The 15497-nt window shown below is 36.0% G+C and carries 17 protein-coding genes and 1 riboswitch; of the genes, 13 read left to right on the forward strand and 4 right to left on the reverse strand.

What is annotated here, in order from left to right; all coding sequences use genetic code 11:
• Positions 1-95 precede the first annotated feature (95 nt).
• From EGT49_RS08150 to EGT49_RS08165, 4 genes are all read right to left on the reverse strand, one after another.
• Positions 96-818 (reverse strand): sensor histidine kinase, encoded by a 723-nt coding sequence (locus EGT49_RS08150; RefSeq protein ID WP_167849806.1) that lies wholly within the window; start codon positions 816-818, stop codon positions 96-98.
• A gap of 149 nt (positions 819-967) precedes the next feature.
• Positions 968-1726, reverse strand: coding sequence for an ABC transporter permease (locus EGT49_RS08155; protein ID WP_135373301.1), 759 nt, complete (start codon positions 1724-1726; stop codon positions 968-970).
• Positions 1727-2593 carry an ABC transporter ATP-binding protein gene (locus tag EGT49_RS08160; protein WP_135373303.1) on the reverse strand — a complete coding sequence of 289 codons (867 nt, stop codon included), beginning with the start codon at positions 2591-2593 and terminating at the stop codon, positions 1727-1729.
• A 183-nt stretch (positions 2594-2776) separates the two neighbouring features.
• Positions 2777-3898 (reverse strand): NAD(P)-dependent alcohol dehydrogenase, encoded by a 1122-nt coding sequence (locus EGT49_RS08165; protein ID WP_135373305.1) that lies wholly within the window; start codon positions 3896-3898, stop codon positions 2777-2779.
• Between the two features lie 252 nt (positions 3899-4150).
• Between EGT49_RS08165 and EGT49_RS08170 the strand changes: the two genes are divergently transcribed.
• The 13 genes from EGT49_RS08170 (at position 4151) to EGT49_RS08230 (ending at position 15469) form a co-directional block, all read left to right on the forward strand.
• On the forward strand, positions 4151-5011 hold the full coding sequence (locus EGT49_RS08170; RefSeq protein ID WP_135373307.1) for a CvfB family protein: 861 nt from the start codon (positions 4151-4153) through the stop codon (positions 5009-5011).
• Between the two features lie 9 nt (positions 5012-5020).
• The gene (gene xerD / locus EGT49_RS08175; protein WP_179949628.1) at positions 5021-5941 is read left to right on the forward strand and encodes a site-specific tyrosine recombinase XerD; all 921 of its coding nucleotides are present in this window, start codon (positions 5021-5023) and stop codon (positions 5939-5941) included.
• 13 nt (positions 5942-5954) lie between these two features.
• The gene (locus EGT49_RS08180) at positions 5955-6347 is read left to right on the forward strand and encodes a RibT protein (protein WP_135373309.1); all 393 of its coding nucleotides are present in this window, start codon (positions 5955-5957) and stop codon (positions 6345-6347) included.
• Positions 6347-7069, forward strand: a complete 723-nt coding sequence (locus tag EGT49_RS08185) for a segregation and condensation protein A (protein WP_135373311.1) — start codon at positions 6347-6349, stop codon at positions 7067-7069. Before EGT49_RS08180 ends, EGT49_RS08185 begins: the two co-directional genes overlap by 1 nt.
• Position 7070: 1 nt before the next feature.
• Complete coding sequence (gene scpB / locus EGT49_RS08190; protein ID WP_246013820.1) at positions 7071-7616, forward strand: SMC-Scp complex subunit ScpB; 546 nt, start codon at positions 7071-7073, stop codon at positions 7614-7616.
• Positions 7603-8325, forward strand: a complete 723-nt coding sequence (locus EGT49_RS08195) for a pseudouridine synthase (protein ID WP_135373313.1) — start codon at positions 7603-7605, stop codon at positions 8323-8325. The genes scpB and EGT49_RS08195 overlap by 14 nt, the downstream gene beginning before the upstream one ends.
• Positions 8326-8433: 108 nt before the next feature.
• Positions 8434-8553, forward strand: a riboswitch (FMN riboswitch).
• Positions 8554-8623: 70 nt separating this feature from the next.
• Positions 8624-9175 (forward strand): ECF transporter S component, encoded by a 552-nt coding sequence (locus tag EGT49_RS08200; RefSeq protein ID WP_135373315.1) that lies wholly within the window; start codon positions 8624-8626, stop codon positions 9173-9175.
• Positions 9176-9266: 91 nt separating this feature from the next.
• A complete protein-coding gene (locus tag EGT49_RS08205) occupies positions 9267-10358 on the forward strand; it encodes a LysM peptidoglycan-binding domain-containing protein (protein ID WP_135373317.1) in 1092 nt (363 codons plus the stop codon).
• 60 nt (positions 10359-10418) lie between these two features.
• Positions 10419-11081 (forward strand): (d)CMP kinase, encoded by a 663-nt coding sequence (cmk, locus tag EGT49_RS08210; RefSeq protein WP_135373319.1) that lies wholly within the window; start codon positions 10419-10421, stop codon positions 11079-11081.
• Between the two features lie 3 nt (positions 11082-11084).
• Positions 11085-12398, forward strand: a complete 1314-nt coding sequence (gene der / locus EGT49_RS08215) for a ribosome biogenesis GTPase Der (RefSeq protein ID WP_135373321.1) — start codon at positions 11085-11087, stop codon at positions 12396-12398.
• Between the two features lie 188 nt (positions 12399-12586).
• Complete coding sequence (locus tag EGT49_RS08220) at positions 12587-12862, forward strand: HU family DNA-binding protein (protein ID WP_010019909.1); 276 nt, start codon at positions 12587-12589, stop codon at positions 12860-12862.
• 62 nt (positions 12863-12924) lie between these two features.
• Entirely contained in the window at positions 12925-14175 is a 1251-nt protein-coding gene (locus tag EGT49_RS08225; protein ID WP_135373323.1) for a tetratricopeptide repeat protein, read from the forward strand.
• Positions 14176-14263: 88 nt separating this feature from the next.
• Positions 14264-15469, forward strand: coding sequence for a CCA tRNA nucleotidyltransferase (locus EGT49_RS08230; protein WP_135373325.1), 1206 nt, complete (start codon positions 14264-14266; stop codon positions 15467-15469).
• Positions 15470-15497: the final 28 nt, after the last annotated feature.

Genomic DNA, 15497 nt, shown 5'->3' on the forward strand with positions numbered 1-15497 from the left:
AAGCCACAGGAGGCATTCTTCTTGGCTTGCGGCTACTAATAATCTGGCACTCCAATCCTGATAGATCTTAAGTTTTTTTTATTTTTTCGGAGTGGCTAACTTGTTCTTGCAATTTGCGGCTGAATATTCTTTGGCCAATCGTTGCTAGTTTGTTCGTTAATTGAAATTTGGCGGATATTAGCGATACTTAAATTTTTTTCTTCTTCGATCATTGCGCTAGCAATGGTTTTTTCATTTAAATTTGCAACGATTTTTCGGACTAAATTTAAATCTTCACGAGAAGTTTTAGTGATATCTTTTAATTGTTGTAGAGCGTTTTGAGGTTGTTTTTCGATTAATTTAGTCGCAAGTTCGGCCTTTAGTGTAATGATTGAAAACGATTGGCCAATGTTGTCATGTAGATCTTTAGCAATTCGATCTCGCTCGTTTTGTTTGATAATTGTTTCAAGACGACGGTTATTTTGTTGCATACGATATCCACGACGATATGAATTTCCTAACGATCTTGAAGCTAGGGGTGAACCAAATGTGAAGGTTAAAACGATTACGATTCCAAAAAAATTGTGCAAAGTGAACGGAATCTGGATAATTTTATCTAAGGTACAGAACAAGATTGTGATCAAATATAGAAAATAAAATCGTAGAAACCGTTTACGACTAAAAGGCAGTGAACCAATTTGCCAAGCTGTATAGATAAAAAATAAAGGACCACCTGTACTAGGAAAGCTTTGGGTAAAATATGTGGCAATTACTAACTGAATTACAATATCAACAAAGATAAATCGATGAAGTAAATAGCCATCGTGATAAAATTTCAAAAATATGATCACTAATAAAATATTAAGCAAATTTAAAGTGCTTTCGCTACTGAGAAGTTGCCCCGACATTAAGATTAACGAAAAAACCCAAAAATAAGGCATAAAGCCTAAATATTTTGGGAAAAGAATTTTATTTTCGATAAATGCTTTCATTTAGTAACACCGAAATGTCCTTGAAGTTTATTTATTAATAATAATAGCAAAGAGAATATCCCAAACCAAATTAATATATTAATGAAGGCGAACCAATTCAAGTCAGTGTGGTTGAGAAAAGTTTTGTCGATGGTTGAGAGCTGATAAGTTGGCAGTAATTTGCCAAAAGCTTGAAGCCATTTTGGCATCATTTCGATAGGCCACCATAGGCCACTGATAATAGCTAAAGGAAAGACAATCAAATTAGTTAATAAGTTGACTAATTCAGGCCTTTTGGCAAAGGAAATCATGATACCAATTAATATTAGAGGTATTGTGCCGATTGTATTAGTCAGGATTATTTTGATAATTGAGCTAATTGGAAGCGTGATTTCATTAATCAATATACCGGTAATACTGATTGTTATCGAGGCAATTAGATTTAAGGTAACAAAAATTGCAATCAGCGAGGAATAGTATTGGAATTTGGAAATTGGTTTTAGACTAATAAATACTTTAAAGTTGGAAGTTTGATCATTCAAAAGAGTATTGGCAGTGGTGATAATGCTTCCTAGAAGGCATCCGTAGATCATCATACTGATTAAGTAATCCTTGTTCCAAGTTTGTAATTGTTGTTGGGAAACGCCACTTGGGAGTATTTTGGTATATAAAAGATAGAAAACAATCGGTAACAACATATCGAATAGGAAAAAAGCTTTGTTTCGCAAGATAATTCTTTTAAAATTGATTTTTAGTTGATATAAGTAATTAGTCATTTATTTTTTCTCCTGATAATTTAAAATGATTGAATTTAACGATGATTGATCGATTTTTAGATTCTCAATACCTTGTAGAAATGGAGATAGTTCGGAAATTGTTTTCTTAACATCATTTGTAATAATTTGAAAATGGTGATTAATCTGTTCCAGTGAAATTATCGAAGCTAGTTCGTTAAAAGTCTTGATTGATAATTGACTGTCAAATTCGATTAAGACTTTTCCGGAGGTTTCTCTTAACTGCTTAAGTGAACCATTAAAGGTAAGGGTTTTGTCCTCGAGAATTAAGATTTGATCAGCAATGTTTTCTAACTCTTCCAAATAATGACTAGTTACAAAAATTGTTTTTCCAGACTGTTTTAATTTAGCAATAGACTTCCAAAAGTCCTGTCTTGCGATAGTGTCCATTCCCACGGTTGGTTCATCGAGAAATAGTATCTCGGGATTACCCGCTAAAGCTAAGACAAAAGACAGACGACGCTTTTGACCGCTAGAAAGTTGGTTGATAAAAGTATTTGCGGATTCATTTAAACCGGAAAGATTGAGTAAGGTATTGTAGGGAAGAGGAGTTGCAAAATAACTACGAGTGAGGTTAATGATTTCTCTGACTTTGATCCGATTTAAAATTAAGTTGTCTTGCATCATGACACCAGTGATTTGTCGCCAATTGTTAATTGAAAAATTTACTTTTCCAGAGTCTTTGGGAATGAGTTCAAGAATAGTGTTGATCAGTGTCGTTTTGCCGGCGCCGTTAACTCCAATTAAAGCTATCACTGATGAATCCTCGAGCTGAAAACTTATATCTTTTAAAATTGATTTGTCTCGATACGACTTGTTGAGATGATTTACCTGTAAAACAACTGCCATAATTAATACCTCGTTTGAATTGATTTGATAAACTCATTTTAGTGTTTGTTCAGTCATGGCAATAGTAATGGTTGTCATCTATTGATATGACAAATGTCATTTTTAAAGTTTACTTATATGTTTTACGAAAACATATAAAAAAAAAAAACGAACTGCTAACAAGCAGTCCGCCAGAGGTGATTATTATTCACCAGGTTTGTAATCTTTATCAATAACTAGAACAGGTTTGATTGTTTCACCACTAACTGAGTCGGCATCAGCTTCGTTAATTTGATCGAAGTCGTAGAACTTTTCAGTCAAATCAAATGGGAAGACACCCATTTTGTAGAATTCAATTAGACGAGGAATGTCAACTTGAGGAATTGAATCACCCATGTTTACACCGACAATCTTTTTATCGTCGACACAAAGGTCATTCCAAGTACTGATTTCAATGTTGTGTGGAGTAACCGCGATAGTAGCAGTTGTACCACCTTGTGTCAAAGCAGCAATGGAATCAGTCATAACTTTGGCAACACCAGTTGTATCAACGGCCCAGTCAACGCCAAGTCCATTAGTTAATTTCTTGATAGCTTCAACAGCGTCTTCATTCTTACTATTAACAACATCAGTTGCACCCATCTTTTTAGCTAATTCCAAGCGAGAGTCGACAATATCAACAGCGATAACTTTAGTACAGCCGGAAATCTTACCAGCCATCATAGCAGCAAGTCCAACGGCACCAGTACCAAAGACAGCAATTGTGTCACCAGGTTTTGGTTGAAGAGTATTGAAGACAGTACCACTACCAGTTACATAGCCACAACCCAAAGGTCCAAGTTTTCTAAGATCTAAGTCTTTAGGAACTTTAACAGCATTTCTTTTATCGATCACAGTGTGAGTTGTGAATGATGATTGATTGAACATATCACTGACATGATGTCCATCTTCAGTAAAATGGTCTGAACCATCAGGACGAGTACCTGAAAGGTTAGATGCAGCATACTTACGACATTGAGTTGGTTTACCCTTTAGGCAATTGTCACATTCTCCACATGAGTAGAAGGACATGATAACATGGTCACCAGGTTTAAAGTTTGTCACGTTTTTGCCGACTTTTTCAACAATACCGGACCCCTCATGTCCAAGTACTACTGGGAAACTAAAGGCAGCATCACCTTTTCTAAGTGCTTCATCAGAGTGACAAATACCAGAAGCCACGACTTTAACTTGCAAACCGTCATCGGTCATCTCAGCAAGTTCAACGTCATCTTTAATAACGAATGGATCATTTACTTTATCAACTACAGCAGCTTTAATTTTCATAACTAAAAATCCCTCTTCTATTTTTAATTCTGTAAACGCTTACTATACTTGAAATTATTTCACAACATCAAAAATAATTCAATTGCATTTCTTCAAAAAGTTTATAAAAATGGAATTAAATTTTAATTATTTATTGTGAAAGATAAAACTAATAAATAAATTTCGGGAAATTTTCTTTCTTCAAAGTATTATGTAACGTGAACTGGTAAAATATAAGAGCAAATAAAAATGACTAAAAGAGTATGGTGAAATATGGATATAACAGAAATGTATGGTCAAGTTTTAGTTGGAACGGTGACCGACCTAAATAAGGACGAGGCTTTCGTTCAAATTGATGGTAATACTTTTGCTTTAGATTTAGATGAACTAACCGAAATCCCTGAATTGGGTGATGAAATCGGTGGCTTCGTTTACGAGAACCAAGCACATAAAAATAAAATGACTGCCGTTATGCCTTTTGTGGTTCAAGGTGTTTGGGACTTTGCGGAAGTGACTGAAGTTAGAACGGACTTAGGAGTCTTCGTTAATATTGGTTTGGACGACAAAGATATCGTTGTTTCTTTGGATGATCTTCCTTTTGAACACTCAGAATGGCCTAAAAAAGGTGATAATTTGATGGTCAAATTGGAAATTGATCATAAGGGTAGACTTTGGGGAAAATTAGCCGATATTGACTTGTATACTCAAATTGCTCGAAGCCCTGGCGACGATGTCAAGAATAAGAATGAAGAAGGTACAATTATTGCTATTCGTGATAGTGGTGCTTTTGTCATGACTGAGAATTATTACATTGGCTTTATTCATGTCAAAGAACAAGCTGAGCCACTTCATATTGGACAACATGTCAAAGCTCGGGTAATTGGTACTAGTCACCGTCGTTTGAATCTGTCAATGAGACCACGTGCTTATGAGGAAATTACTCCTGACGCTAAGATGATCGTGGCAGTTTTGGAGCACGCTCGTGATAAAAAGATTCCTTATACTGATAAGAGTGATCCGGATGATATCAAGGAATACTTTGGCATTAGTAAAGGTAGCTTTAAGCGTGCACTCGGTAATTTGATGAAACAAGGCAAAATCGAGCAAAAAGATGGCTACACGTATCTCAAGTAGAGGCAGTTTATGAGTGAGAAATTATCGATCAAGAATCAAAAAATGATTGATACGATTGCTGATTATGCCCGCTACTTACGCTTAGATCGTGGGTTATCTCAAAATACGATCGTGTCATATCAACAAGATTTATTAGAGTTCAGTAGCTTTTTGGAAAAGAAGAAATTGCCATTTTATCCTGAAGATCATTTTGTGGTGACTGAATTTTTTGTCAGTCAGGATAAAGCTAACAAGTCGAAGACTTCACAGATGCGGATGTTTTCTTCATTACGTCGTTTTTATCAATGGATGGAGTTGATCGACAAGATTCACGCCAATCCGATGAACGAACTCGACGCCCCCAAAAAAGGGACCCATTTACCAGTCGTTTTATCAATGGACGAGGTCAATTCGTTGATTGAATCTCCTGATGTGACAACTCCTTTAGGAATCCGTGATCGGACTATCTTTGAAGTGATGTATGCCACTGGTTTGCGTGTCAGTGAATTAGTTAATTTAAGTATGGATGATTTGCACCTAGACATCCCCTTGATCAAAACACTTGGAAAAGGTGATAAAGAGCGACTTTTACCCATCGGTGATACCGCAATTACGTGGTTAAAAAAATATTTTGTGGAAACTCGTCAGCCATTAGTTGAAAAATACGGGCCACAAAAGGAAGTCTTCTTAAATTTTCGTGGGAAAAAATTGACGCGGCAATCGATTTGGCGAATGATTAAAAAATATATTGCGCAAGTTGGAATTAAAAAAGATGTCACGCCCCATACATTGCGGCATTCATTCGCAACTAATTTGTTAGAAAATGGAGCCGATTTACGAGTTGTTCAAGAATTATTAGGACATTCAGATATTTCAACGACGCAGATTTATACGCACGTTAATCAAACTCGGATGAAACAAGTTTATAACAAGTCCTTCCCAAGGGCTTAGATTGGAGGTATGGATGCTTAGTAAATATAGTGATGAGAACAAAAAAATTGCCATGGGCTTTTTGTCGTACATTAGTGATTTAAAGGATTTAGATAATTTGGAGCAAGAATTGAAGCTCTATTCTGAAGATGAGAATCGTCAACTTTACTTATGGAAAAGTAATATGGAAGATTACTCAGGTATCGTAGCTTTGTCATTTTCTGAGAAGACCGTTTTTGTGGAATATGTCTCTTTGAATCCTTCCTACCGGTCGCAAAGTAACGTCTTTAAGATTTTTGATGACATCCAGGAACGTTTTCCTAATTTAATTGTTTTAGGTAACTTTCAAATTAGTGATCAGATTAAAAGATGGCGTCAAAATAAACAAGACTTAGAAAAAAGTAAGAAAGAGCAAGACGACGATTAATGCAAAAATTAAATTTAGTTTTAACAGATTTTCAAGGACCGATTGATTTATTGTTGCATTTGATCAAAGAGTCAAAAGTAGATATCTACGACATTCCGATTGCTCAAATCACGCAACAATATATCGATTACTTGAAAAGTATGAAAGTTTTACAATTAGATATTGCTGGTGATTATTTGGTCATGGCTTCAACTTTGATGTCAATTAAGAGCCGAATGCTTTTACCCCAGGCACCTGATGAGATTGAAGAAGATGAGCCCATGGATCCACGTGATGAATTGGTTTCACAGTTGTTGACGTATCAAACTTATAAACGGGTAGCAGCTTATTTTGAAGAAAAAGAAGCTACTCGGAAAGAAGAATTTGATAAAGAAGTCAGTTTACCGAAACAACAATTAGATCAATTTTTGAAACCAGGTTCGGTCGTCTTAGATGACTTGGCACAAACTTATCGAGAATTGTTGCAGCAACAAAAGAATCACCGTCCGGAGACCGAAACAATTGAAAATGAAACTTTATCAATTGAAGATGCAACGGAAAATATTTTAAAAGAATTAAAAGTGGCTAAGAAAGTAACTTTTAAGGCCCTTTTAAAGTTGAATAATAATATTGAAGAAATAGTTACTGACTTCATGGCAATTTTGGAAATGGCAAGTAAACAAGTTGTTTCTGTCAGCCAAGAAGATTTTCGTAGTGAACTATTTATTGAATTGAGGAATTAATGTGTATCAAGCAAAGATAATGGCACTTCTTTTTGTGGCAGGAGACCAGGGAATTAAGGAAAAAGACTTGTCACAATTATTAGAAATTGACAGCGCAGCCTTGCGGCAAAATATTGAACAGCTAAAAGTTAAACTGATGACTGACGGTGAATCAGGTATTCAATTAGTCGATTACAATTCGACCTATAAGTTGGTTACGAAAAATGAATTCAATGAATTGCTGACAAAGTATTTCAAAACGGGCCTAGCTACTAAATTGAGTCAAGCAGCGTTAGAAGTTTTATCCATCATCGCTTATCGACAACCAATCACGCGAATTGAAATTGATGAGATTCGTGGGGTCCAAAGTTCTGGTAGTTTGAATACGTTATTGATGAGAAAATTGATCAAAGAAAATGGAAAAAAGGATGTTCCTGGACATCCTAATTTGTACGTCGTAACTGATGAATTCTTTGATTATTTCGGTATTAAGGATATTAAGGAATTACCAAAAATAGAAAATTTTGAGGATGCTTCCGATATAGGAGAAATAAATGGAGAAAGTTAGATTACAAAAATTCATGGCTGATGCTGGAGTTGCTTCCAGACGTAAATCAGAAGAACTGATTGCTAAAGGTCATGTTAAAGTTAATGATAAAGTTGTGACAGAAATGGGTGTCAAAGTCGACCACCACGATAAAGTGGAAGTTGATGGGATGCCATTAGAGACTGAAAAGAAGCGTTACATTTTGATGTACAAGCCTCGTGGTGTTATTTCAGCAGTTAAAGATGATAAAGGTCGCAAAGTTGTGACTGATTTACTAGAAGAGGATGTGGACGAGCGAGTTTATCCAATTGGTCGCTTGGATTACGACACTTCTGGACTACTGCTTTTGACTAATGACGGCGAGTTTGCTAATCATTTGATGCATCCTCGTTATCACGTGGATAAGACTTATGTCGCAAAAATTGAAGGTATCTTGACGCTTGAGGAAATTAAGAAGTTAGAGAATGGTATCAGGTTTAAGGATTACACTTCAGCTCATGCTAAGGTGACAGTTAAATCAAAGGATAAGAAAAAGAATTCTTCAATCGTTAAAATTGTGATTCACGAAGGCCACAATCATCAAGTTAAGAATATGTTTGATGCCGTTGGTCATCATGTCGAAAAACTAGCTCGTGAAAAGTATGGTTTCTTGACACTTGACGGTTTAGTTTCCGGTAAGTATCGTGATTTAACTCGCCAAGAAGTTGCTCAATTGAAGAGTGAAAACTAGAAATGGTAGGTTTTGATTTCAAGATTTAAAAATTGGTTTCAGTGATTTAAAAGCCGATAGTTGAACCCGCACAGGGCATCTGCTATATTATAAATATAAAAATAAATAATTGGTTTTCAGGGCAGGGTGTAATTCCCGACCGGCGGTATAGTCCGCGACCCAGCGTAAGCTGGTTGAATTGGTGAGATCCCAATACCGACAGTAAAGTCTGGATGAAAGAAAACAGAGTAGTAAGGTCTGTTTTGGTATGCCCAAAATGGACCTTTTTTCTTTGGAAATCAATGGAAGGATTGGTTTTATGGGGAAGAGTCTAACTAAGTTTCATGATTTGATTGGCGTTGCAGTTTTTGCAGCTTTGGGGACAATCTTGATGTTCTTTGAATTTCCAGTTTTATTCTGGTTACCATTTTTAAAAATTGATCTTAGTGATTGTGTGGTTATAATTGGATCGTTTGCTTTTGGACCAGTCGGAGGAACCTTGATTGCTTTATTAAAGGCGGTTATCCACGTTTTAATTACTGGTAGTGGCGTCGCTGGTTTAATTGGAAATGGTTCAGCGTTCTTTAGTTCCGTATCACTATTGTTACCATTTTATTATTTCTGGAAGAAAGGTCATAAAGTTTCCGCAGTTGTCGTCTCCACATTAGTTATGACGGCCGTAATGTCAATTTTAAATTATCTCGTCGTCATGCCTTTATACATGAATGTTGTTGGGATGAAACTAAATATGAGTTTGGCCGAATATGTGGCGACAGGTGTGGTACCATTTAATATTGTTAAAGCATTGATTATTTCTTTAGCGGTGATCATTTGCTATCCTAAAATTAAAGGGCATTTGTCGATAAAATAGCGAAACTAACACAATTTTATAAATCTTTAAAGAAAAATTTTAAACTTTTATGATATGCTTTAAGAGATAGAAATTAGGAGGTTGGTTTTTAATGGCCGATAAGGATAAAAACAATATGTCTGGCGATACTCGCGTTCCTAAATCCACACAAGGACTTGAGGGATCCGTTAGTCTTGAAGATCTGAAGAAATATCATTTAATTAAGGGCGCAACACCTGATGTTTCTGATAATCAAACTTCTAATGATGCTCCAGTAGAACAAGCGGCTGATACTAATGACAGTCAAGATTCTATGGACCATCTTCAATCTGAAGAAAGCCAAGATCATTTAAGTGAATCAAAACAGGACGTCGAGCCTGTTGCTTCTGAACCCGATTATGATGAAAATCACGATGAGTCTGAAACTGATCAAGATTATCAAGATAGTGAACAATCACAATCTTTTGATGATCAAGATGACGAGGATGTCGACGATGATAAGAAGAGCGACAAACCTTGGGAAAATAGTTTCGATACTGACACCGATGATGATGGACATGTTTCAAGAGCTGTTACCAAAGAAAAGCAACGTGGTAACCACACTCTAGTAGTCACGCTAGTAATTGCCTTGATCATTATTATGTTCACACCAATCGTTATTCACGCAGTTAAGGGTAATAGCGGCAGTGGTGATTTGGATAGTGCCCAATCCAGTCAATCAGTTGAAAATAAAGACAAGTCAACGAAGAAGAAAAAGAAGACGACACCAAAGAAGAAAACGACTACTAAAAAGAGTAGTAAGGCTACTTCTTCAGCTACGTCTAATGATGATTCATCAAAAGACACTAATGATTCTGGTACAGTAGATAGCAATAGTGATGGTTCGACTACAGATAGTAATAGTACTTCTGATTCAAGTAATACGGCTAGCGATGGTGGGTCTACTGAATCTGATCAATCTCAAAGTCAAACTAACACTAATACTGATACGAATACCAATGCTAATAATTCAACTACGAGCGATTCAAACACTAACAATTCGACAACTAGTTCAACAACTAATAGTGCACAATATTACACTGTTAAAGCAGGTGACAACTGGTTCAGAATTGCTTACAATCATAATTTAACAACTGCTCAGTTACAAAGTATGAATGGTAACGTTGGTACATTGACACCAGGTACTACATTAAGAGTAAAATAGATTTTAAATAAGGGTCTGGGACAAATTTGTCTGGGCCCTTTTATTAAGGAGAGAAACTAGATGCAAATCGCTATTGACGGACCAGCCTCAGCTGGAAAAAGTACTATTGCAAAATTAATTGCCAAAAATCTCAATTTTGTTTATTGTGATACTGGTGCCATGTATCGAACGGTAACATTGCTTGCAAAAAAGAATAATGTGGGTTATGGTGATACTCTCGGTATTTTGAAATTGATGTCTGAACATAAAATTCATTTTACAAATGAAATCGATGGACAACATGTTTTTTTAGATGAAGAAGATGTTTCTAAAGATATTCGGACAGAAGAAGTAACGAATAACGTTTCGCAAGTGTCAGCAATCAAAGAAGTTAGAACTCAATTAGTTCAAATGCAACGTGATATGGCTAACGATACTAATATCGTCATGGATGGACGTGATATCGGTACAACTGTATTGCCAAATGCAGAAGTGAAAATTTTCTTGATTGCTAGTGTTGAAGTTCGAGCTCAAAGACGTTACAAAGAAAATCTTGAACGGGGAATCAATACGCCATTAAAAGAATTACAGGATGAGATTGCAGCACGTGATTACAAAGATTCACATCGTGAAATTTCACCTTTGAAAAAGGCTGATGATGCCATTGAAGTTGATACTTCAGATATGACTATCGAAGAAGTAGTAAAGAAAGTTTCAGAAATAGTAAATAAACAAGGGAGGTAGATTATGGCTGTTCCAGTAGTTGCGTTAGTAGGACGCCCCAATGTTGGTAAATCTACTATATTCAATAGAATAATTAATGAAAGATTATCTATTGTTGAAGATACACCTGGTGTAACTAGAGATCGAATTTATTCGCGTGCTAGTTGGCTAGGAAGAGAATTCCGCTTGATCGATACTGGTGGTATTGAAATGAGCGGTGAAAAATTGTCAGTCCAAATTAAAAATCAGGCTGAAATTGCAATCGATGAAGCTGATGTCATCGTCTTTATCGTTAATGGTCAAAATGGTGTTACTAAAGAAGATGAAGATGTTGCCAAAATTCTTTATCGGACAAAAAAGCCAGTAGTTTTGGCCGTCAATAAAGCGGATAATCCTGAACAAAGAGAAAATATTTATGACTTTTACTCATTAGGTTTTGGTGATCCAAATCCAATTTCTGGTGCCCAAGGTACTGGTTTGGGTGATTTGCTTGACGAAATCGTCAAAGCTTTTCCACATGATGACAAGTCAGAAGAAGATACCTCAATTAAATTTAGTTTTATTGGTCGTCCAAACGTTGGTAAATCATCATTAGTTAACGCTATTTTAGGTGATGAACGAGTTATCGTGTCTGATATGCAAGGAACGACTCGTGATGCGGTCGATACTAAGTATCATGATGAGAAACTCGACAAAGACTTTACGATGATCGATACAGCTGGTATCAGAAAACGTGGTAAGGTTTACGAAAATACTGAAAAGTATTCAGTGTTGCGTGCTTTGAGTGCTATCGATAAATCTGACGTCGTTTGTGTTGTTTTAAATGCTGAAGAAGGTATTCGTGAGCAAGACAAGCGTGTAGCCGGTTATGCTCATAATGCTGGTAAAGGTGTAATTATCGTCGTTAATAAATGGGATGCTTTGAAAAAAGATACCAATACGATGAAGGACTTTGAAAACCAAATTAGAGTTGAATTCCAATATTTATCATATGCACCAATTCTCTTTACTTCAGCTATCAAGGGTCAAAGATTAGACCAGATTCCTGAACTAGTTGAACGAGTATTTGATAACCGTCATCGTCGAATTCAATCAAGTGTTCTAAATGATCTCTTGTTACGAGCAACTTCAATTGCTCGAACTCCATTAGTTAATGGAAAACGATTGAGAATTTACTACATGACTCAAGTAGCAATTCAACCACCAACTTTTGTTGTGTTTGTGAATGATAATGAATTATTGCATTTCTCATACGAAAGATTTTTGATCAATCAATTGAGAGAGACTTTTGACTTTGAAGGAACACCAATTAAAATTTTGCCTAGAAAGCGGAAATAGACCCCAAAGTGGCAATGTTTTATTCGTTTTTATAAATAAATTTATATTTAAAGGAATTTATTGGAAAAAACGGCGTAAATGCTTGCCACATCCGCATTGCTATGGTAATTTTGTACATAGAATAATGAACGCATTCAAGACAGTTCATGTGTTCTAAATTTTTTAACATTTTCGGAGGTATTTCACATATGGCAAATAAAGCTGAACTTATTGATAGTGTAGCAAGCAAAACTGGTTTGACAAAGAAGGATGCAACTTCTGCTGTTGATGCAGTTTTCGAAACAATCCAAGAAAACTTATCAGAAGGTAACAAAGTTCAATTGATTGGCTTTGGTAACTTCGAAGTTCGTCAACGTGCTGCTCGTAAGGGTCGTAACCCACAAACTGGCGAAGAAATCAAGATTCCTGCAAGCAAGGTTCCAGCATTCAAACCTGGTAAAGCTTTGAAGGATTCAGTTAAATAATTGATTTTTAATTAGGGGCGGTCGTGGACCGTCTTTTTTTATGCAAAAACGGAGGGAATAATTTGAGTAAAGCAGATGAAGTTATAGAGACAATCGATGATGGTGATTTTTCCAAAGTAGATTCGCTCATTCAAGAATCACTGAAACAAGACGATGACCAAACTAAATTTTCTTTAGCCGAGACCTTGATGAGCCGTGGACTATCAGTTCAAGCTAAAGTCGTCTATGAGCACCTTCTGAACCTATATCCCAGCGAAGGACAAATTTTGTCTCGCTTAGCTGAAATCGCGGTCTCAGATGGAAAAAGTGATCTGGCCCTGGATTATATTTCGCAAATCACGCCAGATTCACCAGCGTATGCGGAAAATTTGTTAGTTTCAGCTGATATATATCAGTCACAAGCCTTGTATGAGGTCAGTGAACAAAAACTATTGACCGGAATTCGAGAATTTCCAGATGAAGAAGTTTTCAAGTTTGCGTTAGCTGAAGTTTATTTCGATGAAAATAAATTCAGTAAAGCTATCACTTATTACGACATGTTGTTAGATATGGGAATCAAGAATTATTCTGGTATCTCGATCGTGTTAAGAAAGGCCAGTTCTTTAGCGGGTGATGGTCAATACGAGGCAGCTATCAGCGCCTATGAAGATTTAAATGCCATTGAATTGAATGAAGATGCCCAATTCCAATTAGGTTTCTTGTACAATCAAGTTAAAAATTACAACAAATCAATCACTGTCTTGAAAAAATTATTGGATACTAATCGTGATTATCCAACCGCTTATCCAATTTTGGCGGAGGATTATTTAAATATTAAGAAGAATTCCGATGCTTTCAAATACGCACAATTAGGCTTGAATCTAAATGAATTAGATGATCGTCTCTACCAGATTGCATTTGAATCAGGTACGCCTGAGGATCCAGAAAATGCTATCAAGATCATTGAGAAGGGTATTAAGACAGTCGACAATCCAATGCCATTGATTATTAAATTGAGTGATTATTACATCACTAAAGGTCAATTCAAGAGTAATTTGGATCTTTTGAGTGATCGTGATATCAATAACACACCAAAATTGATTTGGAATTTGGCTAAGTCTCAATTTGAAACTGATGATATAAAACAAGCTCAAGAGAATATTTTGCTGGTTCTAGACGATTTTAAAGACAATCTGGACTACTTATCCGATTTAATCGAAATCTTGCGTAGCACGGAAAATAAGGCCGTTTTAAAAGCAGCCTTGCAACTATACTTGAAGCAAGATCCCGATAATGAGGATATGCAAGAGCTTTTGAATCAAATATCTGAATAAATCTAAAGTCTGACACTCGTCAGGCTTTTCATATTTCCTAAAATTCGTGTATAGTTATTGTATTAAGCAATGAAATTGAGGTACGAATATGCAAATCAAACAACTTCCTGAAGATTTTAAAGAAGCGTTACCAGTATTAGAAAAAATTGAACAAGCCGGATTTGAGGCTTATTTCGTTGGGGGAAGTGTGCGTGACCATATTTTAGGATTACCGATACATGATGTGGATATTGCAACCAGCGCTTATCCCGAAGAAATCAAACATATTTTTAAACGAACAATCGATACCGGGATTCAGCACGGCACAGTTACAGTGTTATTGAACGATTCATCATATGAAATTACGACTTTTCGGACTGAATCAGGCTATCAGGACTTTCGTCGTCCAGATAAAGTTACTTTTGTGCGCTCGCTTGAAGATGATCTGAAACGTCGTGACTTTACAATCAACGCTTTAGCTGTTGATAGAAACGGTAATGTGATCGACAAATTTGATGGCTTAAAGGATTTAGATAACCATTTGATCAAAGCAGTCGGTAAAGCTGAAGAAAGGTTTCATGAGGATGCCTTGCGAATGATGCGAGCAGTTAGATTTCAAGCTCAGTTAAACTTTACCGTTGAAGAGCAAACAGCCCAGGCTATTGCTGATAATGCGCCATTACTATCAAAAATTGCGATAGAGAGAGTTCGTGAAGAGTTCGTCAAGTTATTATTAAGTCATAGTTGGCAAACTGGCTTTGCGGAATTTTTGAAATTACACCTAAGCGATTACTGTCCAGGATTCAAGGATCAGCGAATGGAATTAGCTGAATTATTAGAATCTAGTAAGGACAAGTACTTTGTTGATGAAGAAGAAGCTTGGAGTGCTATCGGTTACGCTTTAACTTTGAATCAAGGGGAGTTCAATCATTTCTTGCGTGATTGGAAAGTGTCTAATAAAACTCGGGAAATGAGCGTCAATACTTTAAATATGGTTCATTTATTTGAAGTTGGTGATTATGATCTTTGGAATATTTATAAATTAGGTTTGGATAATTTTTCAAGAGCGCTCTCTTTATGCAAAATGTTACAAGTCTTTTTTGACTATGACGCTTTAACTCAAAAAGTAGAGCAAATTTCTATTAAAAGTAGTCACGATTTAAAGATCACCGGGAAGGATATCTGTCAAATCTTGAACGTCAAACCAGGGCCAATCATCGGAAAATCGATGTCCCAAATAGAGCGAGCTGTCGTGGAAGGAAACGTTTACAATAATTTTGAAGAATTAAGTCATTATTTGTTAAGTAATCAATAATGCTGTGTTATTATGAAACCAGTAAGTA

This window comes from Companilactobacillus suantsaicola, assembly GCF_004745525.1.
In the GTDB taxonomy this organism is placed as follows: Bacteria; Bacillota; Bacilli; order Lactobacillales; family Lactobacillaceae; genus Companilactobacillus; species Companilactobacillus suantsaicola.